The following is an 18,522-nucleotide window of genomic DNA, read 5'->3' on the forward strand; positions in this document are numbered from 1 at the left end:
CGCCGCCCCCGGTCCTCCGGGGGCGGCGTCGTCGTGCGGGCCGTGGGTCGCCCGGCCCGACCCCGGGACCGACGTCGCGCTCGGCCACGCCCGGGTCCGCCGGCACGTCGCGACGGCCGGGTTCTCCGGTTGGGTCCGGTTGCCCGGGTGTGACAGGATTCGGTGACCGCTGCGCACCACCGACGAGGAGGCCCCCGTGACCACGTCCGCCACCGCGCTGGCCGAGGCACCCGACCTCTCCGCCGACCGCCCCCGCCGGGTGCTCCTGAAGCTCTCAGGCGAGATGTTCGGCGGCGGCCAGGTCGGCGTCGACCCCGACATTGTGCGCGGCGTCGCCCGGCAGATCGCGGCGGCCGTCCGGGACGGCGTCGAGGTCGCGATCGTCGTCGGCGGCGGCAACTTCTTCCGCGGGGCCGAGCTCCAGCAGAAGGGGATGGAGCGCGCCCGGGCCGACTACATGGGGATGCTCGGCACCGTCATGAACTGCCTCGCCCTCCAGGACTTCCTCGAGAAGGAGGGCGTCGACACCCGGGTCCAGACCGCCATCACGATGGGTCAGGTCGCCGAGCCGTACATCCCGCGACGCGCCATCCGTCACCTCGAGAAGGGTCGGGTCGTCATCTTCGGCGCGGGCGCCGGCATGCCGTACTTCTCCACCGACACCGTCAGCGCCCAGCGCGCCCTCGAGTGCAAGTGCGACGCCGTGCTCATGAGCAAGAACGGTGTCGACGGGGTGTACGACGCCGACCCGCGCACCGACCCCCAGGCCCGCAAGCTCGACCGGGTGACCTTCGCCGAGGCGCTGCGCACCGGGCTCAAGGTCGTCGACGCCGCGGCCTTCAGCCTGTGCATGGAGAACGGCCTGCCGATGGTCGTCTTCGGCATGGAGGGCGACGGCAACGTCACCCGCGCGTTGCGGGGCGAGCCGATCGGGACCCTCGTCCACTCCGGCTAGACGGCACTGGCCGCACGCCCCCGGCCGTTTTGACACACTGGACCCCGCAGCGCCGCAGGCACGTGGCGCGGACCGAAGGAGATGCGCCGCGATGATCGACGAGACCTTGTTCGAGGCCGAAGAGAAGATGGAGAAGGCCGTCGAGGTCGCCAAGGACAACTTCGCAGCCATCCGCACCGGCCGGGCCCACCCGGGCATGTTCCAGAAGATCACCGTCGACTACTACGGCGCCCCCACCCCTCTGCAGCAGCTCGCGTCGTTCCAGACCCCCGAGGCGCGCACCATCATCATCAGCCCGTTCGACAAGTCCTCGATGCACGCCATCGAGAAGGCCATCCAGCAGGCGGACCTCGGCGTGAACCCGAGCAACGACGGCAACATCATCCGCTGCACGATGCCGCAGCTCACCGAGGAACGGCGCCGGGAGTACGTGAAGATGGCGCACGGCGAGGCCGAGGAGGCCCGCGTCTCGGTCCGCAACATCCGCCGGTCCGCGAAGACCGCGCTCGAGAAGCTGGTCAAGGACGGCGAGGTCGGGGAGGACGAGGGCTCCCGGGCCGAGAAGGAGCTCGAGTCCGTCACGAAGCGGCACGTCGACCAGATCGACGACCTGCTCAAGCACAAGGAAGCAGAGCTCCTCGACGTCTGAGGTCCTCATGTCCGACCCCGCCACCGAGCACCCCGAGACCGCCGGGCCCGAGACCCCCGATGCGGGCGTCGTCGCGACCGCCCACGACGCCCCCGACGACGCTGCCGCCGACGCCGGCTCGCAGCCGGCCGGGCCCACCCCCCGGCGGGCCCCGTCGGCCGGACGCGACCTGCGGGCCGCCATCGGGGTCGGGCTGCTCCTGGCCGCGGTCGTTCTCGCCTCGCTCCTCATCGACGCGCGCGCCTTCCTCGTCGTCGTCGTCGTGGCGATGTGCCTCGGCGCCTGGGAGGTCCGGCGCGCCGTCGCCACCAAGGGCATGCAGGTCCCGCTGGTGCCGCTGCTGCTCGGCACCGCGGGGATGACCACCGCTGCCTACCTGCGCGGCGCCGACGCCCTCGTCATCACCTTCGGGCTCACCGTCGTGGGGATGCTCGTGTGGCGGGTGGCCGACGGGCTGGCCGGGGCGGCGCGGGACCTGTCGGCCGCCTCCCTCGCGGCCTTCTACCCGGCGTTCCTCGGGGGCTTCGCCGCGCTCATGCTCGCCGAGGGCGACGGGCGCCAGCGGATCGTCACCTTCGTCCTGGTCACCGTGGCGTCCGACGTCGGGGGGTACGCGGTCGGCGTCCGGTTCGGGCGGCACCCGATGGCACCCTCACTCAGCCCGAAGAAGTCCTGGGAGGGCTTCGCGGGGTCGGTGCTCACGTGTGCCGTCGTCGGCGCCCTCGCGGTGCCGCCGCTCCTCGCCGGGCCCTGGTGGGCCGGGGCTGTCCTCGGCGCCGTGGCCGCGGGCGCCGCGACCATCGGTGACCTCATCGAGTCGAGCATCAAGCGGGACCTGGGCATCAAGGACATGGGCACCCTCCTGCCCGGGCACGGCGGACTCATGGACCGCCTCGACTCCCTCGTCGTCGTCGCGCCCGTGGCCTGGGCGCTGCTGCTCTGGCTCGTGCCTGCCTGAGGCGCTCAGCCTGCGTGTCGCTGCGGTGCCACGAGGGACGCGAGGAACGGGGAGGGGACGGTCCGGAGCCCCCGCGAGCGGCTCGGGTGGGTCAGCGTCGTGACCTGCCCCGCGCGGGAGTGGTAGGTGTGCGGCGACACCGGCCCGACCCCCTCACCGAACAGCTGGGCCGCGTGCCACGGGACCAGCTCGAGCGCCGACCGCGTCTGGGACGCGGTGCTGCACGTCTGGAGCACGATGGCGTGCCGGTGCGGGATCGCGAAGACCACCCCGTTCGTCACGTCCGCGTCCTCGACCCACCGGGGGACCGCCTCGTCGAGGAGACGGGCGAACGAGGCGATGTACGGGGAGTCCCCGTGGACGAGGACGCAGGTCGACGGCCCGGCGCTCAGGTGCTCGACGTCGACGACCGTCTCGTCCAGGAGTCGCCGCAGGTTGGTCCTCCCCAGCTCCCGGAGCGCGGGGAGATGCCGGCCGAGTGCCGCCACGCGCTCGTCCGGGAGGGTCACGACGGCATCGGGCAGGTCCAGGCTCAGCACCTCGACGACGCCGTCCGCGAAGGGGTGGGCGTACGCGAAGCCCAGCCCTGTCTCGTGGAGCCGCTCCGCCCCGGCGAGACGGGTCGTCAACGCGTCGTCGAACTGGTCCGGGGTCAGCGCGTCGATGTCGGACTCGGCCGCGTCGGTGAGACGCGCCAGATGGTCCCTGATCCAGTCCTCGAACGGTGCCGTGTAGTCGTCCAGGTCCGGGACGGGTGTCGTCGCGCGGATCGGCCCTGGGGTCCCGGGCACTCCGCCCCCTGCCTCGGAGGGCATGCGAAATCTGTCGAACAGGCCCATGGCCGTTCCCTTTCCCTGCATCCCCGTTCCCCTGCGAACGGAGTACCTGCCGATCCTAGGGTGAAGAGCAGGGCGGTGAAGGCGCTTCGGGCGCGGCGGTCCCCGCCGCTCCCAGTGCCCTGGTCGGTCAGCCGGCCTGGCGGCTGCTGCGGCCGAGCATCCCCTCGAGGAGCGGGGTGGTCGTCAGCTCCAGCGCGCCGTCCCCGACGTCGGTCGTGAGACAGCTGATCTCGCGGTGGTACCAGTGGAAGACGTGCGGCGACACCGGGGCGCTGCTGGCCTCGAACAGCTCCCGGGCGTGCCCGGGGACGAGGTCGAGGGCGGCGCGGGTCTCGGCCGGTGTCGTGCACGTCTGGAGCACGATGGCGTGCCGGTGCGGCAGCGCGAAGACGACCCCGTTCCCGGTGTCGGCCTCGGGGAGCCACCGGTACATCGCCTCGGTGAGCAGCCGGGCGAAGGACGCCGTGTACGGGGACGCGCCGACGAGGGCGAGGCACGAGTACCGCGGCCCGCCCAGCCGGGTGACCTCCACCTCGCTGGTCTCGAGGAGCCTCGCCAGGTTGGTCCGGCCGCGGCTGACCAGGGCCGAGTGGTGGCGCCCCGTCGCGAGCAGACGCTCGTGCGGCAGCGTGACGACCGCGGCCGGCAGGTCGAGGGTGAGAACCTCGGCGATGTGCGGCGCGAACGGGGTGATGTAGTGGTACTCGGGGTCGTCGGGCAGGCTGTCCTGGGCGACGAGCCGGGTGGTGAGCGCCGACTGGAACTCCGCCGGGGTGAGGTCGCCGACATCGGTCCCGGCCGCGTAGTCCAGGCGCGCCATGTAGGTCTGGACCATGTCGTCGAAGCGCTGGGCATCGGGCTCCGGGTCGGACAGCTGCGAATGCTCGGTGGCAGCCGCTGACGAGGTGGTGTGGGCGGCGGCGCCTTCGGGCGCGCGCCAGCGGTCGAACAGGCCCATGGCCGTTCCTTTCCCTGCGTCCCGTTCCCCCTGCAGAAACGGTCCTGCTTTCAGGGTAGAGGCGCACCGACCCCTTGCGCCAGAGCCAGTTCCGTGCAGCCTCCCGGACCTGCGACAATCGACGGGCGATGTCCGACACCGACTCCCAGCCCCGCCGCCCCGTTCCCGGCCAGCTCACCCTCGTCTCGCCGAGACGCGGCAAGCCGCCGCGCCACCTCGCCGACCTGTCGGTCGAGCAGCGCCGGGAGGCCGTCACGGCCCTCGGCCACCCCGCGTTCCGCGCCAACCAGCTGTCGACGCACTACTTCGAACGACTCGTCGACTCACCCGACGAGATGACCGACCTGCCGAAGGCCGTGCGCGACGACCTCGTCCGCGACCTCCTGCCGCCGCTGCTCAGCCCGGTCCGGCACGTGACGGCCGATGCCGGGGCGACGGTCAAGCAGGTGTGGCGCCTCTTCGACGGCGCGCTCGTCGAGTCGGTGCTCATGCGCTACCCGAACCGGGTCACGGTGTGCATCTCCAGCCAGGCCGGCTGTGGCATGAACTGCCCGTTCTGCGCGACGGGCCAGGAGGGCCTGACCCGCAACATGTCCGCCGGCGAGATCGTCGAGCAGGTCGTCGCGGCCGCCCGGATGCTGCGCCACGGCGGGCTGCCCGCGGTCACCGGCGCGGGCTCCGGGGCCGAGCTCGGCGACGAGGCCGAGGACTCCGACGAGCCCTCCCCGGGGGGTCCGGCCCGGGTCAGCAACGTCGTCTTCATGGGCATGGGTGAGGCGCTCGCCAACTACCAGGCCGCGATCGGGGCCATCCGCCGCCTCACCGAGCCGCCGCCGTCGGGCCTGGGCATCTCGGCCCGTGGCATCACGATGTCGACCGTCGGCCTCGTGCCCGGTATCGACCGGCTCACCGCCGAGGGCATCCCGGTCACGCTCGCCCTGTCGCTGCACGCCCCCGACGACGAGCTGCGCGACGAGCTCGTCCCCATCAACACGCGGTACAAGGTCGACGAGGCCATCGACGCCGCGTACCGCTACTACGAGGCCACCGGGCGCCGGGTGAGCATCGAGTACGCGCTGATCCGCGACATCAACGACCAGGCGTGGCGAGCCGACCTCCTCGGCGACAAGCTGGCTGCGCGCGGCCGCGGCTGGGTGCACGTCAACCCGATCCCGCTCAACCCCACGCCGGGGTCGAAGTGGACGGCGTCGCGTCGCGGCGTCGAGCAGCAGTTCGTCGAGCGGCTCCGGGCCCACGGCATCCCGACGACCGTGCGCGACACCCGAGGCTCCGAGATCGACGGGGCCTGCGGCCAGCTCGCCAGCTCGACCGCCTGACCGGGCATAGGCTCGAACCGTGCGACGTCGCCTGCTGGTACCCGTCGCGGCGCTGACCCTGGTGGCCGCCGGCTGCGCGGGGTCCCCGGCCGCCGCCCCCAGCGATCCGCCCACGTCCTCGCCCCCGTCCGCCACGAGCGCCGGCGGCCACTCCGCGCACGCCCCGTCGACCCCGGCGGTGTCCGTACCGCTCCGGGCGGGCGAGCGTTTCCGGACGCTGCGGCTGCCCACCGCCTACACCCCCGACGCGCCGACCCCGTCGGGCACCGACGACTACCGCTGCTTCCTCCTCGACCCGCGGCTCACGACGGACCAGCTGGTCAGCGGCGTCGACATCCGCCCCGGCAACCCGGACCTCGTCCACCACGTCATCGTCTCGGAGGTGCGGCCCGACGAGATCCGGACCGCCGAGCGGCTCGACGCCGCCGACCCGGGGCAGGGCTGGACGTGCTTCGGCGGCAGCGGGGTCCGGTCCGCCGGGGCCGGCCTCGACGACGCCGACTGGGTGGGGGCGTGGGCCCCGGGCGGCGGTGAGCGGGTCATGGCCGAGGACATCGGGATCCCGCTCGTCGCCGGCTCCCGGCTCGTCGTCCAGGTCCACTACAACCTGCTGGGCGGGAGCGGGTCCGACCGCAGCGCCGTGCGGCTCCGCCTGTCCGAGGCGGAGGGCAGCGACAAGGCAGCCCTCGACACGATGCTGCTCCCGGCGCCCGTCGAGCTGCCGTGCCGCAGCAACCGCACCGCGGGCCTGTGTGCCCGGGGGGTCTCCGTCGCCGACGTGTCCCGCAGGTTCGGGGAGCGTCCGGCCCGCGCCGACCTGCTCCATCTGCTGTGCGGCCCGATCGAGCCCGGCCCGGTCCAGAGCTGCACCCGCAAGGTCCGCGAGGCCGGCACCATCCGCGCGGTCGCGGGCCACATGCACCTGCTCGGGCGGGCCATCACCGTCGACGTCGGCCGCGCCGGCGGCGAGCGTCAGCGCGTCCTGGACATTCCGGTCTGGGACTTCGACGACCAGGGCAGCCGCGCGCTCACGACGCCGGCGCGGATCGAGGCTGGGGACTCCATCACCGTCACCTGCCGCCACGACCAGTCGTTGCGCGACTCCCTCCCGGCCTTCGCGGGCCAGGAGGAGCGCTACGTCGTGTGGGGCGAGGGCACGACCGACGAGATGTGTCTCGGCATCGTGTTCCTGACCCGGCCCTGACGGGCTAGGGGGAGAGGAGGTCGACGGCCTCGGCGAGGTCGTCGACGAGGTGGAGGTGCCGGGCCATCGGCCGGCCGGCGGCCAGGGCCTGCAGCGCCGGCCAGACCGGCAGGGTCTCGGTCCAGTGCCGCCGCCCCACGAGGACCAGCTGCCGCAGGGGCCGGTCGGGGCCGCCGTAGTACAGGCCGGTCGCCGCCTGGAAGACCTCCTGGACGGTGCCGGCGGCGCCTTCGAGGACGACGACACCCGCCGTGGCCCGGGTGAGCAGCCCGTCCTCGCGGATCGCGTTCGAGAAGTACTTCGCGATGCCGTCGCAGAAGACGTTGGGGGGCTCGTGTCCGTAGAACCAGGTCGGGATGCCGATGCTGCGCACGCCGGCAGCGGCCCGAGCCGTGGCGAGCAGGTCGGCGCGGACGTCCAGGGCCGCCCCGGCCCAGGCCCGGACGTCGCCGAACCCGGGGGTGTCCCGCAGCCGCCCGAGCGCCATCGCGAGCACGTCGGTGGACGGGCACGAGGCGCCGAGGTTCGCGGCCTCCATCGCACCGGGGCCGCCCCCGGTCGCGACGACGAGCCCGGCGCGCGCCAGCGCATGGCCGAGGGCGGCTGCCCGCGCGTACTCCTCCTCGTCCCGCCGCAGGGCGTGGCCGCCCATGACACCGACGACCGGGGCGCCGGCGAGGACGTCGGTGAGGGCGTCGCTCATCGAGTCGTCGTGGATGGCCCGGAGCAGCGTGACGAACGCGTCGTGCTTGACGGTCGCGTCGCGCGACCACCGGTAGGCCCGGGCGTCCGGGGTCGACTCGTAGCCGACCTCGCGCAGCCCGGCGTACAGCTCGTCCGGGGAGTAGAGCGTCGCCCGGTACGGGTCGACGGGGCTGTGCGGGTCGGTGGGGAAGACGATCGCGCCGTGGGTGCGCAGGTGGTCGGCCAGGTGGTCGGGGAGCCGGCCGCCGAGGACGACGAGCCCCTCGACGTCGTCGCGGCTCAGGAGGCGGGCGGTGCGTCCGGTGAGGTCGAGGTCCTGGAGCCGCAGCCCGCGCAGCGGCGCCCCGGCGTCGAGGGCGGCGTCGAGGGCGGCCAACGTCTCGATCTCGCGCACGCCGTGAACCTACCCGCCCGCCGCCCACGTTTCGGGGTCACCCCGGAATGTCAGGCGGGCAGGGGTTGCGAAGCCCGGCGTCGCTGACGTTGTCGTGTCGCGGGATGCCGGCGCGCTCAGTGGCCGGTGAGGCGCGCGAGCAGCGGCCCGACGCGGCTCGGCCGGCCGGTCCGCGCCTCCTCGGCGTCGGCGAGCCGCGCGAGCCCCAGCCCGGCGTTGACCCCGAGCCAGCGCAGCGGCTCCGGCTCCCACGACGGCGACCGGTGACCGACCCAGGGCAGCGCCGTCAGCGGCGAGGAGCGCCCCAGCACGAGGTCGGTCAGGGTGCGCCCGGCGAGGTTGGTGGCCGCCACCCCGTCGCCGACGTAGCCTCCGGCTCGCCCGGTGCGCGTGCCCGGGTCCCACGTCACCGACGGGTGCCAGTCGCGGGCGATGCCGAGCGGGCCGCCCCAGGCGTGGGTGAAGCGCACCCCGTCGAGGGCGGGGAACAGCGCCCGCAGCGTCGAGCGGAGCGCGGCGAACACCCGCTCGTCGTGGTCGAACTCCGGGCGCACCGCCGAGCCGAGGTGGTACGGCGCGCCCCGCCCCCCGAACGCGAGGCGGTCGTCCGTGGTGCGCTGCCCGTAGATGACCACGTGCCCGTGGTCGGTGAAGACCTCCCGCTGCGCGAGCCCGATCCGTGCCCAGCGGTCGGCCGGTAGCGGCTCGGTGGCGACCATGAGCGAGAACACCGGGATGACGGCGCGCTCGTGCCCCGGCAGCCGGGGCGTCCAGCCCTCGGTGGCGAGCACCACCGAGCCGGCCGTGATCCGTCGGCCGTCCTCGAGCACGACGACGCCGTCCCCCGCGCGGGCCACCCGCACCCCCTCGACGATGCGCGCACCGCGGCGCCGGACGGCGGCGGCCAGCCCGTCGGCGAGGTTGCGAGGGTGGATGCGCGCGCAGTGGGGGTTGACCGTGGCGCCGCGGGTCCCGTTGCCCTGGAGGCGTTCCCGTGCCGCGGCTGCGCCGAGCCAGACAGTGCCGTCTCCCCACGCGGCGCCGTGCCGCGCGGCCGCCCGCCCGCGCCGCTCCTGGGCCTCGGTGCGTGCGAGTGCGATGGTGCCGCCCTTGACGAACCCGCTCCCCAGGCTCTCGTCGGCATCGACCCGACCGACCTCGTCGACGGTGTCGCGCAGGGCCGCGAGGTGGGCGAGGGCGGCGTCGCGGCCGTGGCGTGCCGCGAGCGCGTCGGGCGAGACCGGCCACAGCGCCGACACCCAGCCTCCGTTGCGGCCGCTGGCTCCGAACCCCACGTGCTCGGCCTCGAGCACGAGCACCTCGAGGTCGGGGCGCTCCCGCAGGAGGTAGTACGCCGTCCAGAGCCCGGTGAACCCGGCCCCGACGACCGCGACGTCGGCCGCGGCCGGCAGCTCGGCGGAAGGCTCCGCCGGGCCGCCCGTGGCGGCCCGGGTGTCGGACCAGAGCGGTGCGGTGCCCGTGGCGTCCGGCGGGGCCGGCATCGTCAGAGGTGGTTCTCGGCCTCGACGAGCACGCTGCGCAGCCGCCGCTCGATCTCGTCGAACTCGGCGGGCCCCATGGTGAGGGCCGGCGCGAGCTGGATGACCGGGTCGCCGCGGTCGTCGGCGCGGCAGTACAGCCCCGCCTCGAAGAGTGCCCGCGACAGGAAGCCGCGCAGCAGCCGCTCGCTCTCGGCGTCGTCGAACGTCTCGCGGGTCTGCTTGTCCTTGACGAGCTCGATCCCGTAGAAGTAGCCGGCGCCGCGGACGTCGCCGACGAGCGGCAGGTCGAGCAGCCGGTCGAGGCTGGCCTTGAACGTCGGGGCGTTCTCCTTGACCCGGTCGTTGAGCCCCTCCCGCTCGAAGACGTCGAGGTTGGCCATGGCCGCGGCGCACGACACGGGGTGCCCGCCCCAGGTGTACCCGTGCGGGAACGACGTCGTCCCGTGCCGGAACGGCTCGAACAGGCGGTCGCTGGCGATCATGAGGCCGAGCGGGGCGTACCCGGAGGTGACGCCCTTGGCCGTCGTGATGATGTCGGGCTGGTACCCGAAGTCCTCGCACGCGAACATCGACCCGATCCGGCCGAACGCGCAGATCGTCTCGTCCGAGACCAGGAGCACGTCGTACTCGTCGCAGATCTCGCGGACCCGGTCGAAGTACCCGGCCGGCGGCGGGAAGCAGCCTCCGGAGTTCTGCACGGGCTCGAGGAAGACGGCGGCGACCGAGTCCGGGCCCTCGAACTCGATGGCCTCGGCGATCCGGTCGGCGGCCCAGCGGCCGAAGGCCTTCTCGTCGTCGCGCAGGTGCTCGGGCGCCCGGTACAGGTTGGTGTTCGGCACCTTGTGCCCGCCCGGGACGAGCGGCTCGAAGTCGACCTTGGCGGCCGGGATGCCCGTGATGGACAGCGCCCCCTGCGGCGTGCCGTGGTACGCGATGGAGCGGGAGATGACCTTGTGCTTCGTCGGCTTGCCGGTGAGCTTGAAGTACTGCTTCGCCAGCTTCCAGGCGGTCTCGACCGCCTCGCCGCCACCGGTGGTGAAGAACACCCGGTTGAGGTCGCCCGGGGCGTGCGCGGCCAGCCGCTCGGCCAGCTCGATCGCCCGGGGGTGCGCGTAGGACCACAGCGGGAAGAACGCTAGCTCGGAGGCCTGCTTGGCCATCGCCTCGGCGATCTCGGTGCGGCCGTGGCCGACGTTGTTGACGAACAGGCCGGCGAGGCCGTCGATGTACTCGCGACCGCGGTCGTCCCAGATCCGCCACCCCTCGCCGCGCACGATGACCGGGACGTTCTGGCCGAGCCCGCCGTGCGCGCGGTCCTCGAACACCGAGTGCCGGGTGAAGTGCATCCACAGGTGGTCGCGGGCGGCGTCGGAGTACGTGGCTCCGCCGGGGGTCCGGGCGTCCGAGGCCGGGGCGTCGAGGTTGGGCTGGCTGGTCGTGGTCATCGGGTACCCCAGTTGTAGTGCTGCTTGTTCAGCTTCAGGTAGACGAAGGTCTCGGTGCTCGTGACGCCGGGCAGCAGGCGGATGTTCTTGGTGAGCAGGTGCAGCAGGTGGTCGTCGTCCTCGCAGACGACCTCGACGAGCAGGTCGAAGGAGCCCGCCGTCGTCACGACGTAGTCGACCTCCTGCATCGCCGAGAGCGCGTCGCCGAGCTCGACGAGGTCGCCGTCGGCCTTGATGCCGATCATCGCCTGACGCCGGAAGCCCACCTGGAGGGGATCGGTGACGGCGACGATCTGCATGACCTCCGCGTCCAGCAACCGCTGCACCCGTTGCCGGACGGCGGCCTCGGAGAGGCCCACGGCCTTGGCGATCGCGGCGTAGGACTGGCGGCCGTCGACCTGGAGCAGCTCGATGATCCGCTTCGCGACGTCGTCGAGGCGGATCTCGGGGGAGCGGTCGCGCGGCTGCCGGGAAGTCACGTGCTCATGGTGGCGACGAAACGCGTTTCGCGCAAGTCACTCGAAGACGGAATCCGCACAACCGCCCTCCTGCAGCGACGATTATCACTACGATTTGGACACATGGGCTAGTGAATGCGCGGTTCAGGCCCTAGTGTTCGACCACAGTCAACGGTCACCCAACGTTCCCGGGAGCATCGTCCATGAGCAGCCCTCGCACCCTGCGCAACTTCGTCGACGGAGCCTTCGCCGACGCCGGCGGCGACACGACGACCGACGTGGTCAACCCGGCCACGGGCCAGGTCGTCGCCACGGCCCCGGTCAGCGGCGCCGAGGACGTCGACGCCGCGTACGCCGCCGCGTCGAAGGCGTTCGCGGAGTGGGGCCGGACCACGCCGAGCGAGCGCCAGCAGGCGCTGCTGAAGATCGCGGACGCCATCGAGTCCCGCGCCGAGGAGATCATCCGCGTCGAGTCCGAGAACACCGGCAAGATCCACGCGCTCACCGCGAGCGAGGAGATCCCGCCGATGGTCGACCAGCTGCGGTTCTTCGCCGGCGCGGCCCGGGTGCTCGAGGGCAGGGCTGCGGGGGAGTACATGGCCGGCCACACCTCGTGGGTGCGCCGCGAGCCGATCGGTGTCGTCGGCCAGGTCACCCCGTGGAACTACCCGCTGCTCATGGCGGTGTGGAAGATCGCCCCGGCGCTGGCCGCCGGCAACACCGTCGTCCTCAAGCCGAGCGACACCACCCCCGAGTCCACCCTGCTGCTCGCCGAGATCGCCTCCGAGTTCCTCCCGGCCGGCACCCTCAACGTCGTCACCGGGGACCGCGACACCGGCCGGCTCGTCGTCGAGCACCCCACCCCCTCGCTCGTCGCCATCACCGGGTCGGTCCGGGCCGGGGCGGAGGTCGCGGCGAGCGCGGCCCCCCAGGTCAAGCGGGTCCACCTCGAGCTCGGCGGCAAGGCCCCGGTCGTCGTCTTCGACGACGCCGACATCGAGGCCGCCGTCGAGGGCATCGCCGTCGCGGGGTACTTCAACGCCGGGCAGGACTGCACCGCGGCGACGCGCGTGCTCGCCGCCCCCGGCATCCACGACGACTTCGTCGCGGCGCTCGCGGAGTACGCGAAGGGCTCGGCCCCGGTCGGCCGGCCGGACGACGACGACGCCCTCTTCGGGCCGGTCAACAACGCCCAGCAGCTGAGCCGGGTCACGGGGTTCCTCGACCGGCTGCCGGACCACGCCTCGATCGCCGCCGGTGGCCACCGCGTCACCGACCTCGGCGACGGCTTCTACCTCGAGCCCACCGTCGTCTCCGGCCTCCACCAGGACGACGAGGCCGTCCAGAACGAGATCTTCGGGCCGGTCATCACCGTCCAGCGTTTCACCGACGAGGACGAGGCCCTGCGCTGGGCCAACGGCGTCGACTACGGCCTCGCGTCGTCTGTCTGGACCAAGGACTTCGGGCGCGCGATGCGGATGTCGCGCGCGCTCGACTTCGGCTGCGTCTGGATCAACACCCACATCCCGCTCGTCGCCGAGATGCCGCACGGCGGCTACAAGAAGTCCGGGTACGGCAAGGACCTGTCGATGTACGGGTTCGAGGACTACACCCGGATCAAGCACGTCATGGCGAACATCGAGTCCTGACCATGAGCCCCCACCCACCCGAGCCCCGCACGCTGCCGACCAGCGCCGATACGACCCGTCCGGTCCCTTCCCACTCCAGGAGCCACCGATGACCGACCGTCACCCCCTCGACCTCACCTCCCCCGCCACGCGGGCCGCGCTCAGCCGCGGCCTCACCACCCGCCGCGCCGTCATGGCCGGCGCGTTCGGGATCGGCGCCTCCCTGAGCCTGGCCGCCTGCGGCAGCGAGGGCACCGGCGGCGGCACGACCGGCGGCGGGGCGGCCCCCACCGCCAAGGCCGCCCAGGACCTCAGCGACACCGAGAAGGTCGTCAACTGGTCGAACTGGACCCAGTACATCGACGTCTCCGAGGACGAGAAGTCGCGGCCGTCCCTCGATGCCTTCACGAAGGAGACCGGCATCGAGGTCAACTACACCGAGGACTACAACGACAACGACGAGTTCTACGCCAAGGTGCGCCCGCTGCTCGCCGCCGGCGAGGACACCGGTCGCGACGTGTGGTGCAGCACCGACTGGATGGTGGCCCGGCTCATCCAGCAGGGCTACGTCCAGGAGCTCGACTACGGCAACATCCCCAACGGGCAGGCCAACCTCGTCGAGTCGCTGAAGGACGTCGAGTTCGACCCGGGCCGCAAGTTCTCGCTGCCGTGGCAGAGCGGCTTCGCGGGCATCGCCTACAACCTCGACGCGACCGGCGGCAAGAAGATCGAGTCGATGACCCAGCTCCTCACCGACCCGGCCCTCAAGGGCAAGGTCACCCTCCTCACCGAGATGCGGGACACCCTCGGCCTCGTCCTGCTCGAGCTGGGCAAGGACCCCGCGAACTTCACCGACGCCGACTTCGAGGCCGCGATGGACATGCTCCGCAAGGCCAAGGACTCCGGCCAGCTCAAGGGCTTCACCGGCAACGACTACACCGACGGGCTCACCAAGGGCGACATCGCGGCCTGCGTGGCCTGGACCGGCGACATCGTCCAGCTGCAGTTCGAGAACGAGGCCGTGCAGTACGCGCTCCCCGAGGCGGGCTTCACCCTCTGGTCCGACAACTTCGTCATCCCGGCGCTGGCCAAGCACAAGAAGAACGCCGAGACCCTCATCAACTACTACTACCAGCCGGCCGTCATGGCCGAGGTCGAGGCGTGGGTCAACTACATCCCGCCGGTGCAGGGCACGAGGGAGGAGCTCGAGAAGATCGACGCCGAGCTGGCCGGCAACGAGCTGATCGTCCCGAGCGACGAGGTGCTCCAGGGCGCCCACGTGTTCCGCGGTCTCACCGCCGAGGAGGAGCAGAAGTACTCCTCCGAGTTCGCGGACCTCACCGCCTCCTGATGGCCGAGCACGAATCCGGCGACCTGCAGCTCGTCGGGCTGTCGAAGCGCTTCGGCGAGTTCACCGCCGTCCACCCGCTCGACCTCACGATCCCGGAGGGCTCGTTCTTCGCGCTGCTCGGCCCGTCGGGCTGCGGGAAGACGACGACGTTGCGGATGGTCGCCGGGCTCGAGGAGCCGACCGACGGGCGGATCCTCATCGGCGACACCGACATCACCCACGCCCGCGCCTACCAGCGCAACGTCAACACGGTGTTCCAGTCCTACGCGCTCTTCCCGCACATGTCGGTCCTGGACAACGTCGCGTTCGGGCTGCGGCGCAAGAAGGACAAGGACGCCAAGCGCAAGGCGCAGGAGGCCCTCGACCTCGTCCAGCTCGGGCACACCGCCGCCAAGCGCCCGAACCAGCTCTCCGGTGGCATGCAGCAGCGGGTCGCCCTCGCCCGCGCGCTCGTCAACCGCCCCGACGTGCTGCTGCTCGACGAGCCGCTCGGCGCGCTCGACCTCAAGCTGCGCCGGCAGATGCAGATCGAGCTCAAGCGGATCCAGCAGGAGGTCGGGCTGACGTTCATCCACGTCACCCACGACCAGGAGGAGGCCATGACGATGGCCGACCGGATCGCGGTCATGAACGGCGGCCACCTCGAGCAGCTGGCCGACCCCACCACCTTGTACGAGAAGCCGACGTCGACGTTCGTCGCCAACTTCCTCGGCCAGTCCAACCTCCTGCGGGCCCGGGTCACCGGGTCGGCCGGCGAGGGCCTGGCCCGTGCCGACGTCCAGGGCAACGAGGTGGTCATCGACGCCGCGAAGGTGCCCGACGGGCTCACCGACGTGTGGGTCGGGGTGCGCCCCGAGAAGCTGACCCTGGGCGAGAGCGGTGGGCGCAACCGGCTGCACGGCACGGTCGTCGACGCCTCGTTCACCGGGGTGGCGACCCAGTACCTCGTCCGCACCGCCGCCGGCGCCGACGTCGTCGTCGTCCAGCAGAACGACGGCTCGGCCCGCGCCGCGGTCAACGAGAACGTGACGCTGTCGTGGGAGCCCGGGCGCGAGTTCGTCCTCGACGCCGCGCAGGACGACCACGCGGGCATGGACGAGGTGGCCTGATGGCCGAGGTCGCCCTCGGCACGGGGGGCGCGCCCGCACGGCCGCGCCGGCGACATGTGGGGTGGGTCCCCTACGCGCTGCTGGCTCCCGGGCTGCTGTGGCTGCTCGTGTTCTTCGCGGCCCCGATGTTCACCCTCGGCTCGCAGTCCCTCCAGGAGGGCAACGTCTTCGACGGGTACGTGTTCACCGGCAACGTGTCGGTGTACGCGGACGCGCTGCAGAAGTACTGGCCGCACCTGCTGCGCTCGGTCGGCTACGCCGGCGCGGCGACGGTCTTCGCGCTGCTGCTGGCCTACCCGCTCGCGTACGTCATCGCCCAGAAGGCCGGGCGGTTCCAGAACCTCATGCTCGTCCTCGTCGTCGCGCCCTTCTTCACGAGCTTCCTCATCCGCACCCTCGCGTGGCGCACGATCCTCTCGGACACCGGGCCGGTCACCGAGCTCGCCCAGCGGCTGCACATCACCGACCTGCTCCAGGCCGCGAACCTCATCAACAACGACACCCTGCTGTCCTCGAAGTTCGCCGTCATCGCGGGGCTCACCTACAACTTCCTCCCGTTCATGATCCTGCCGCTCTACGCGTCCCTGGACCGCCTCGACCACCGGCTCGTCGAGGCCGCCGAGGACCTGTACGCCTCCCCGTTCCAGGCCTTCCGGCACGTCACCTGGCCGATGTCGCTGCCGGGCGTCGTCGCCGGGACGCTCCTGACGTTCATCCCCGCCGCCGGCGACTACATCAACTCCCGCCTGCTCGGCAACACCCAGACCATCATGATCGGGCAGGTCATCGACACCCAGTTCCTCCGGGTCCTCGACTACCCCCTGGCCGCCGCGCTGTCGTTCGTGCTGCTCCTGCTCATCCTCGCGCTCGTCACGACGTACGTGCGCCGGGCCGGCACCGAGGAGCTGGTCTGACATGCGCTGGCTCCGACGCCACCTCCTCGTCATCGTGGCGATCCTCGTGCTCGTCTACATGCTCATCCCCAACGCGGTCGTCGCCGTGTTCTCGTTCAACAACCCCGTGGGCCGCTACAACTACACGTGGCAGGAGTTCTCCGTCGACGCGTGGACGAACCCGTGCGGCGCGCAGGGCATCTGCGACTCCCTCGGCCTGTCCCTGCGGATCGGGCTCGTCGCGTCGCTCACGGCCACGGCGCTGGGGACGATGATCGCGTTCGCCCTGGGCCGCTACCGGTTCCGCGGCCGGTCCGGCACCAACCTGCTGATCTTCATGCCGATGGCGACCCCGGAGGTCGTCATGGGCTCGAGCCTGCTCACGCTCTTCCTCATGATCGGCCTGCCCTCGGGCCAGCTCGCGGTGACGATCGCGCACATCATGTTCTGCATCTCGTTCGTCGTCGTCGCGGTCAAGGCCCGGGTCGCCACCCTCGACCCCCGGCTCGAGGAGGCCGCGGCCGACCTCGGGTCGACGCCGGTGCAGACGTTCCTGCGGGTGACCTTCCCGCTCGCCTTCCCGGGCATCCTCGCCGGCGCCCTGCTCGCGTTCTCGCTGAGCTTCGACGACTACATCATCACCAACTTCAACGCGAGCCCCAGCTCGATCACCTTCCCCATGTACGTGTGGGGCGCCGCCCAACGCGGGGCACCGGTGCAGGTCAACGTCATCGGCACGATGATGTTCCTCATCGCGCTCGTCGTCGTCGTCGCGGGGCAGCTGCTCACGGCCCGCCGCGACCGGGCCCGGTCCTGATGGGCGGCACCGCGGGCACCGCAGGAGCGATGCGGGTCCTCATGGTCGGCGCCGGCGGGGTCGGCGACGCCGCTGCCCGGATCGCCGCCGACCGCGACTTCTTCGCGGCGTGGGTCGTCGCCGACCACGACGTCTCGCGTGCGCAGCGGACGGTGGCCGCGGCCTCGGCCCGCCGCGCGGGGGAGGCCCGGTTCAGCGCCGCACAGGTCGACGCCTCGGACCCGGCGGCGGTCGAGGCCCTCGCCCGCGAGGTCGGGGCGACGCACGTCCTCAACGCCGTCGACCCGCGCTTCGTGGTCCCGATCTTCGAGGGCACCCGCGCCGCCGGCGCCGACTACCTCGACATGGCGATGAGCCTGTCGCGGCGTCACCCGCAGGAGCCGTACGCCAAGGTCGGGGTCAAGCTCGGCGACGAGCAGTTCGCCCGGGCGGGGGAGTGGGAGGCCGACGGTCGCCTCGCCCTCGTCGGGATCGGGGTCGAGCCGGGGCTGTCGGACGTCTTCGCCCGGTACGCCGCCGACCACCTGTTCGCCGAGATCAACGAGCTCGGCACCCGGGACGGCGCGAACCTCGTCATCCGCGACGAGCACGGCACCGAGGTGTTCGCGCCCGGGTTCTCGATGTGGACGATCATCGAGGAGTGCCTCAACCCGCCCGTCGTCTGGGAGAAGGACCGCGCCGGTGAGCCCGACGGCGGCTGGTTCACCCTGCCGCCGTTCAGCGAGCCCGAGGTCTTCGACTTCCCCGAGGGCATCGGCCCCGTCGAGTGCGTCCACGTCGAGCACGAGGAGGTGCTCCTCATGCCGCGGTGGCTCGACGCGAAGCGGGTCAGCTTCAAGTACGGCCTCGGCGAGGAGATGATCACCATCCTGCGCACCCTGCACACCCTCGGCCTGGACCGCACCGACCCGGTGACCGTCGGCGGCGTGCAGGTCAGCCCCCGCGACGTCGTGGCCGCGGTGCTGCCCGACCCGCTGACCATCGGCCCTCGGATGGAGGGCAAGACGTGCGCCGGGGTGTACGTGACCGGGACGGGCACCGACGGCCGCCCGCGGAGCACGTACCTGTACCACGTCGTCGACAACGCCGACACGATGCGCGAGTACGACAGCCAGTGCGTCGTCTGGCAGACCGCGGTCAACCCCGTCATCGCCCTCGAGCTGCTCGCCGCCGGCACCTGGTCCGGGGTCGGCGTCCTCGGCCCGGAGGCCTTCGACGCCGTCCCCTTCCTCGACCTGCTGGCCGCTCCGAAGCCCCAGGGCTACGGCTCGCCCTGGGGCCTCGAGGACCGCTGAGCCCAGGGGACGGCCCGACTGCGGC

17 protein-coding genes are annotated in these 18,522 nt (G+C 72.4%); 11 read left to right on the top strand and 6 right to left on the bottom strand.

Annotated elements, in window-relative coordinates; genetic code table 11:
* Window positions 1–196: 196 nt before the first annotated feature.
* From pyrH to Q0963_RS02135, 3 genes are all read left to right on the top strand, one after another.
* Window positions 197–955 (top strand): UMP kinase, encoded by a 759-nt coding sequence (gene pyrH / locus Q0963_RS02125; protein ID WP_299441773.1) that lies wholly within the window; start codon window positions 197–199, stop codon window positions 953–955.
* A 91-nt stretch (window positions 956–1,046) separates the two neighbouring features.
* Entirely contained in the window at window positions 1,047–1,604 is a 558-nt protein-coding gene (frr, locus tag Q0963_RS02130; RefSeq protein ID WP_299441776.1) for a ribosome recycling factor, read from the top strand.
* Window positions 1,605–1,611: 7 nt separating this feature from the next.
* Window positions 1,612–2,562, top strand: coding sequence for a phosphatidate cytidylyltransferase (locus tag Q0963_RS02135; RefSeq protein WP_299441778.1), 951 nt, complete (start codon window positions 1,612–1,614; stop codon window positions 2,560–2,562).
* Between the two features lie 5 nt (window positions 2,563–2,567).
* Here the strand turns inward: Q0963_RS02135 and Q0963_RS02140 are convergent, their stop codons facing one another.
* Together Q0963_RS02140 and Q0963_RS02145 are read right to left on the bottom strand one after the other, a co-directional pair.
* Complete coding sequence (locus Q0963_RS02140; protein WP_299441781.1) at window positions 2,568–3,377, bottom strand: hypothetical protein; 810 nt, start codon at window positions 3,375–3,377, stop codon at window positions 2,568–2,570.
* Window positions 3,378–3,528: 151 nt separating this feature from the next.
* On the bottom strand, window positions 3,529–4,359 hold the full coding sequence (locus Q0963_RS02145) for a hypothetical protein (protein WP_299441784.1): 831 nt from the start codon (window positions 4,357–4,359) through the stop codon (window positions 3,529–3,531).
* Window positions 4,360–4,487: 128 nt separating this feature from the next.
* On the opposite strand from Q0963_RS02145, the gene rlmN reads away from it, so the two are divergent.
* Window positions 4,488–5,696 (top strand): 23S rRNA (adenine(2503)-C(2))-methyltransferase RlmN, encoded by a 1,209-nt coding sequence (gene rlmN / locus Q0963_RS02150; protein WP_299441787.1) that lies wholly within the window; start codon window positions 4,488–4,490, stop codon window positions 5,694–5,696.
* 19 nt (window positions 5,697–5,715) lie between these two features.
* Window positions 5,716–6,900: a hypothetical protein gene (locus Q0963_RS02155; RefSeq protein WP_299441790.1), complete on the top strand. Its 1,185-nt coding sequence runs from the start codon at window positions 5,716–5,718 to the stop codon at window positions 6,898–6,900.
* A 4-nt stretch (window positions 6,901–6,904) separates the two neighbouring features.
* On the opposite strand, the gene Q0963_RS02160 is transcribed toward Q0963_RS02155, so the two are convergent.
* The 4 genes from Q0963_RS02160 to Q0963_RS02175 form a co-directional block, all read right to left on the bottom strand.
* Complete coding sequence (locus tag Q0963_RS02160) at window positions 6,905–7,999, bottom strand: LOG family protein (protein ID WP_299441793.1); 1,095 nt, start codon at window positions 7,997–7,999, stop codon at window positions 6,905–6,907.
* 116 nt (window positions 8,000–8,115) lie between these two features.
* Entirely contained in the window at window positions 8,116–9,501 is a 1,386-nt protein-coding gene (locus Q0963_RS02165) for an FAD-binding oxidoreductase (RefSeq protein WP_299441796.1), read from the bottom strand.
* A 2-nt stretch (window positions 9,502–9,503) separates the two neighbouring features.
* On the bottom strand, window positions 9,504–10,946 hold the full coding sequence (locus Q0963_RS02170) for an aspartate aminotransferase family protein (protein ID WP_299441799.1): 1,443 nt from the start codon (window positions 10,944–10,946) through the stop codon (window positions 9,504–9,506).
* On the bottom strand, window positions 10,943–11,425 hold the full coding sequence (locus Q0963_RS02175) for an Lrp/AsnC family transcriptional regulator (RefSeq protein WP_299441802.1): 483 nt from the start codon (window positions 11,423–11,425) through the stop codon (window positions 10,943–10,945). The genes Q0963_RS02170 and Q0963_RS02175 overlap by 4 nt, the downstream gene beginning before the upstream one ends.
* Window positions 11,426–11,607: 182 nt before the next feature.
* Here Q0963_RS02175 and Q0963_RS02180 point away from each other — a divergent pair, with 182 nt between their 5' ends.
* The 6 genes from Q0963_RS02180 (at window position 11,608) to Q0963_RS02205 (ending at window position 18,497) form a co-directional block, all read left to right on the top strand.
* Window positions 11,608–13,053: a gamma-aminobutyraldehyde dehydrogenase gene (locus tag Q0963_RS02180; protein WP_299441805.1), complete on the top strand. Its 1,446-nt coding sequence runs from the start codon at window positions 11,608–11,610 to the stop codon at window positions 13,051–13,053.
* A gap of 88 nt (window positions 13,054–13,141) precedes the next feature.
* Entirely contained in the window at window positions 13,142–14,383 is a 1,242-nt protein-coding gene (locus Q0963_RS02185; RefSeq protein ID WP_299441808.1) for a spermidine/putrescine ABC transporter substrate-binding protein, read from the top strand.
* Window positions 14,383–15,492, top strand: a complete 1,110-nt coding sequence (locus Q0963_RS02190) for an ABC transporter ATP-binding protein (RefSeq protein ID WP_299441811.1) — start codon at window positions 14,383–14,385, stop codon at window positions 15,490–15,492. The genes Q0963_RS02185 and Q0963_RS02190 overlap by 1 nt, the downstream gene beginning before the upstream one ends.
* Entirely contained in the window at window positions 15,492–16,406 is a 915-nt protein-coding gene (locus tag Q0963_RS02195) for an ABC transporter permease (protein ID WP_299441814.1), read from the top strand. The genes Q0963_RS02190 and Q0963_RS02195 overlap by 1 nt, the downstream gene beginning before the upstream one ends.
* A gap of 1 nt (window position 16,407) precedes the next feature.
* Window positions 16,408–17,202 carry an ABC transporter permease gene (locus Q0963_RS02200; protein WP_299441817.1) on the top strand — a complete coding sequence of 265 codons (795 nt, stop codon included), beginning with the start codon at window positions 16,408–16,410 and terminating at the stop codon, window positions 17,200–17,202.
* Between the two features lie 29 nt (window positions 17,203–17,231).
* On the top strand, window positions 17,232–18,497 hold the full coding sequence (locus Q0963_RS02205) for a saccharopine dehydrogenase family protein (RefSeq protein ID WP_299441819.1): 1,266 nt from the start codon (window positions 17,232–17,234) through the stop codon (window positions 18,495–18,497).
* Window positions 18,498–18,522: the final 25 nt, after the last annotated feature.

Source organism: uncultured Phycicoccus sp. (genome assembly GCF_947495705.1).
Taxonomy (GTDB): Bacteria; Actinomycetota; Actinomycetes; order Actinomycetales; family Dermatophilaceae; genus Phycicoccus.

Bases quoted from the DNA above. Each gene is read 5' to 3' on its own strand.
- frr (WP_299441776.1), top strand. From the start codon at position 1,047: ATGATCGACGAGACCTTGTTCGAGGCCGAAGAGAAGATGGAGAAGGCC.
- Q0963_RS02135 (WP_299441778.1), top strand. From the start codon at position 1,612: ATGTCCGACCCCGCCACCGAGCACCCCGAGACCGCCGGGCCCGAGACC.
- Q0963_RS02140 (WP_299441781.1), bottom strand. From the start codon at position 3,377: ATGCCCTCCGAGGCAGGGGGCGGAGTGCCCGGGACCCCAGGGCCGATC.
- Q0963_RS02145 (WP_299441784.1), bottom strand. From the start codon at position 4,359: ATGGGCCTGTTCGACCGCTGGCGCGCGCCCGAAGGCGCCGCCGCCCAC.
- rlmN (WP_299441787.1), top strand. From the start codon at position 4,488: ATGTCCGACACCGACTCCCAGCCCCGCCGCCCCGTTCCCGGCCAGCTC.
- Q0963_RS02165 (WP_299441796.1), bottom strand. From the start codon at position 9,501: ATGCCGGCCCCGCCGGACGCCACGGGCACCGCACCGCTCTGGTCCGAC.
- Q0963_RS02170 (WP_299441799.1), bottom strand. From the start codon at position 10,946: ATGACCACGACCAGCCAGCCCAACCTCGACGCCCCGGCCTCGGACGCC.
- Q0963_RS02180 (WP_299441805.1), top strand. From the start codon at position 11,608: ATGAGCAGCCCTCGCACCCTGCGCAACTTCGTCGACGGAGCCTTCGCC.
- Q0963_RS02185 (WP_299441808.1), top strand. From the start codon at position 13,142: ATGACCGACCGTCACCCCCTCGACCTCACCTCCCCCGCCACGCGGGCC.
- Q0963_RS02190 (WP_299441811.1), top strand. From the start codon at position 14,383: ATGGCCGAGCACGAATCCGGCGACCTGCAGCTCGTCGGGCTGTCGAAG.
- Q0963_RS02195 (WP_299441814.1), top strand. From the start codon at position 15,492: ATGGCCGAGGTCGCCCTCGGCACGGGGGGCGCGCCCGCACGGCCGCGC.
- Q0963_RS02200 (WP_299441817.1), top strand. From the start codon at position 16,408: ATGCGCTGGCTCCGACGCCACCTCCTCGTCATCGTGGCGATCCTCGTG.
- Q0963_RS02205 (WP_299441819.1), top strand. From the start codon at position 17,232: ATGCGGGTCCTCATGGTCGGCGCCGGCGGGGTCGGCGACGCCGCTGCC.